Genomic DNA, 4490 nt, shown 5'->3' with positions numbered 1-4490 from the left:
AGTATATCCGATGCGTGCTGCAGGTAGCGGGTATCGTTATACAAGATATACAATAGATCAAATGCCCGCTGTTTGAGGATGCTGATGATGGCGCCCTCTTTTCCCTCTCTGAGAAAGCAGTCGTTGTTGCCAATAAAGGTAACTAGGATTTTCTTCATGTTACTATGTTCTCAGTGTGCTTAGATTAGTCAAGAAGTAAAAATCTTGAGCTTGTTAACATGAGATAGAGGAGTCAGCATCATATCTGAGAAATTGATGCTGCAGTCTTATGCTTGAACCTGTGAACAAGACTACGATACACAAGTAATGATAGTTACTCTTGAACCACTACATCATCCCCTATTTCTCACTGATCAATGGCAGAAGGACATTTTAGCATTGACAGATTGAGTCCTTCACACAATGAGTGATCCAAGGAAAATTGTTTGCTTTGATGTGCATCAACACTCTGCAAACAGTAAATAGATGGTAGGTAGATGATAACAGATTTTCAGGCAAAATACTTTGCTTACGAGCTTAGCAGGAAAGGCGGTGCAGGAGTTGAAAGAGTCGGCAGGGCGCTGTTTGATGCCTGCGTGGACTTAAATCCGCACCAAATAGAAGCCTCGTTGTTTAGCCTCAGATCTCCCATCTCCAAAGGTGTCTTACTAGCTGATGAAGTTGGTTTGGGCAAGACAATTGAAGCTGGATTGACAATGTGTCAGTACTGGGCAGAGAAGAAGCGCAGGATATTGGTTATCTGCCCGGCATCTTTGAGAAAGCAATGGGCCCTTGAATTGCAGGAAAAGTTTAACATCCCTGTTATCGTGCTTGATGCCAAGACATACAGAGACCTGAAGAAAAAGGGTCACGACAACCCCTTTGATACAAAGCAGATATCTATAGTCTCCATGCACTATGCTGGAAACCAGGCAGAATCTATCAAGTTGCTTCCTTGGGATTTGGTGGTAATAGACGAAGCGCACAAACTTCGTAATGCTTACAGGCAAAGCAACAAGATAGGTCAACGCATCCGCTGGGCGACAGATGGTATCAAAAAGATACTTCTGACCGCCACTCCCTTACAGAACTCGCTTACTGAATTGTATGGAATTTCCACTCTAATAGATGAGAATATATTTGGAGACCTTCCTTCATTCCGCACGCAGTATATGAATACAGGCGGAGATCTGGACGATTTACGTTCCAGGCTACAGAGTTTCTGCTGGCGAACCTTGCGCAGCCAGGTTTTGGAATATGTCAAATTTACAGAGCGGCGGCTGATAACTCGTCCCTTTACCCCTACAGAACAAGAACATGACTTGTATATGCGGGTCTCGGAATTCCTCAACTCCGAGGATAACTATGCCTTACCACAGGGCCAAAAACACCTGTTGATCTTACTGGTTCGCAAAGTACTGGCTTCTTCCCCCCAAGCAGTTGCCGGAACCCTGGAAATCATCAGGGATCGCCTGGTACGTTTGAAACAGGAATATCAGAAGAAGCAATCTGCTTTGGATCAACTGATCATCGATGATTATATCGATGACGACCTGCTGGATGAGTTGTTGGAAGACCAGGAGGATCTGGAGACCGAAACTGCGGAAGCAGCGGAAAACCCAGACAGTAAAGCCATCCAGATTGATATTCAGAAACTGGAAGTCGAGATCAAAGACCTGAACAGCTTCATTGAAACTGCGCGAAATTTCGGAGTAGATTCAAAGTCCAAAGCCTTGCTCACTGCCCTGGAAATCGGCTTTTCCCAAATGCACAAAATGGGAGCTGCCCAAAAAGCGGTCATCTTCACAGAATCCCGCAGAACTCAAGCCTGGCTGAAGGAATATCTGGAAGCCAATGGCTATCGGGATGAAGTGCTGACCTTCAATGGCACCAACAAAGATGATGCCACCGGGCAGATCTACGAGCAGTGGCTGGAGCAAAACAAGGATACAGGCAGATCATCTGGTTCCAAACAAGTAGATTTAAGAACAGCCATCATCGACCGTTTTAGGGACAAGGCAAGCATCCTCATTGCCACAGAAGCCGGAGCAGAGGGTTTAAATCTGCAGTTTGCCTCGTTAGTGATCAATTACGACCTGCCTTGGAATCCTCAGCGCATAGAGCAACGGATTGGACGCTGCCACCGTTATGGGCAAAAACACGACGTTGTGGTGATCAATTTCCTCAATGAACGCAACGAGGCAGACCGGCGTGTTTACGAGATTCTGACCGATAAATTCCACCTGTTCACGGGCGTGTTTGGTGCTTCAGACGACGTCTTGGGTTCCTTGGAATCGGGAGTTGATTTTGAGCGCAAAGTCCTGGAAATCTACCAGCAATGCCGCACCCATGAAGAGATCGCCTTAGCTTTCAAAAAACTGCAAAAAGAGTTGGATTCTGCCATCCAAACCCGGCTGAAAGAAACCCGTCAGAAGCTTCTGGAGCATTTTGACGAAGATGTGCACGAACGCCTCAAAACAAACCACACTGATGCTGTCGAGACCTTGGACCGGATAGGCAAGCTGTTCTGGTATTTGACCATGCACATCCTGGATGGCATGGCTATTTTCAATGAGCATAACCATGTATTTAAACTCAGGAGATCCCCGATCAAGGCTAGCAAACTAGGCACTTATCGCCTGATCTCCAAAGATGGTGAAAATTACGGTAATGACTTCCTCTACCGGATGAGCCATCCTTTGGGTGAATACGTCCTGGAGCAAGGCAAAAAGAAACCTTGCCCCGTAGCCGAGGTGGTCTTTGATATCTCGCATCATCCCACCAGAATCAGCTTGATTGAGCAACTCAAGGGCAGGCATGGATGGTTGAAACTCGACCTCCTATCGGTCAAATCTCTTGATACAGAAGAGTATCTGCTCTTTACTGCAATAGACGAAAGTGGCAATAACCTTGATCAGGAAACCTGCGAAAAGCTCATGCAATGCCAAGCTAGCCTTTCTAATGCAAGCCAGGACATTTCAAGCGTTGAAAAACGTTTACAGGCTGATTCTGAAAGATTCGTAGATGCCACTCTGACCAGGAACTTGGAAGAGAATAACAAACACTTTGCCGAAGCTCGTGATCAGCTGGATAAATGGGCTGAGGATATGGTAAAATCAGTGGAGCAGGAATTGGATAGTGTAAAGCGGCTGATTATGGAAAAGCAGCGCTTAAGCCGCCACAGCACTACTCTGAAGGAACAACGCGACCTGCAGGAAGAAATCGCCAAGTTGGACAAAAAGAAGCGCAAAATGCGGGAAAAACTCTTTAGCACTGAAGACCAAATATCCGAAAAAAGAGACAAACTGATAGAAGCCCTATCCCAGCGCTTAAAACAAAAAACCAAGGTAACTAATCTGTTCACCATAAGCTGGAAGGTAGTTTGAGGAGAGATACATGCCATCAACAGATCAATTGAGAGCCAAACTGATAGATAAACTAAAAGAGCTGTTTCAGCTCAATCAACCCGACCTAGATTTCGGATTCTATCGTATCATGCACGCCAAAGCAGAGCAAGTGAGTAGCTTTATAGATAACGACCTTCTGAGCGTGATCAGGGATGCCTTTGGGCAGGTGGATGAAGACCAAAAGAAGCTGCTGAAGGATGCCATAGACAAAGAAATTCAGAAGGCAAAAGAATATGGCGTAGCCGATCCAGAAAACAGCCCCAAGGTGCTGGAAGCAAAAGCCCGATACGAGGCTGCCAAGGACACCGCCTCAGCCGAAGCAGAGATCTATGACCATCTTTATCGCTTCTTTGAACGTTATTACGATGACGGCGACTTCATCTCCCGACGCTATTACACCAGAGAAACGTCCGGCAAGGCAGCGCCTTTTGCAATACCCTACAACGGTGAAGAGGTGAAGCTGCACTGGGCAAATGCCGACCAATACTATATCAAATCCACAGAGTATTTTAGCAATTACCGTTTTAACCTCTCCCAAGGCATCAAAAAAATGCTCTCCCCCGATGATACAGATATCTTGCAGCGAGCCATACAGGAAGATACCAACTTCCCTGCCAATCTAAATGTCATATTCAGGATCGTGGATGCCTCCGAGGGCGAGCATGGCAATATCAAAGGCTCTGAAGACAATAAACGCTTCTTTATAATCCATAAGTCTCATCCGGTTGAGTTAACAGAAGCGGGTGAACTCATTATCAACTTCGAATACCGCAGTGATCCCCAAAAAACTTCCCAAGAAAACACCTGGCGCGATACCAAGAATACTGAGGCGGTAGAGACCATATTCAATACGCTGAGAGATATGCCTGCAGTAGAAGACTTTCTGAGGGGCTTCGAATTGATAGCTCCCACCGAAAAGAAAAAAGAACGCACTCTACTGGAGAAGTACATCTATCAATACACCGCACGCAATACCCGAGACTACTTCATCCATAAGGACCTGGGTGCTTTCCTCAAGCGTGAGCTGGATTTCTACATCAAAAACGAAGTGATGCGCCTGGACGACATCGAAAACGCCGATGCCCCCAAAGCAGAGGACTACCT

At 46.1% G+C, this 4490-nt stretch carries 2 protein-coding genes; both read left to right on the top strand.

The annotated features are described in order from the left end of the window. Positions 1-476 precede the first annotated feature (476 nt). Positions 477-3365: a DEAD/DEAH box helicase gene (locus LHW48_07120; protein ID MCB5260228.1), complete on the top strand. Its 2889-nt coding sequence runs from the start codon at positions 477-479 to the stop codon at positions 3363-3365. A 10-nt stretch (positions 3366-3375) separates the two neighbouring features. Next, the coding region (locus tag LHW48_07115; protein MCB5260227.1) for a site-specific DNA-methyltransferase at positions 3376-4490 on the top strand (1115 nt) is incomplete at its 3' end.

Source organism: Candidatus Cloacimonadota bacterium, from assembly GCA_020532355.1.
Taxonomy (GTDB): Bacteria; Cloacimonadota; Cloacimonadia; order Cloacimonadales; family Cloacimonadaceae; genus UBA5456.
Note: the sequence above shows the minus strand (reverse complement) of the source record. Positions and strands in the feature narration are given on the sequence as shown.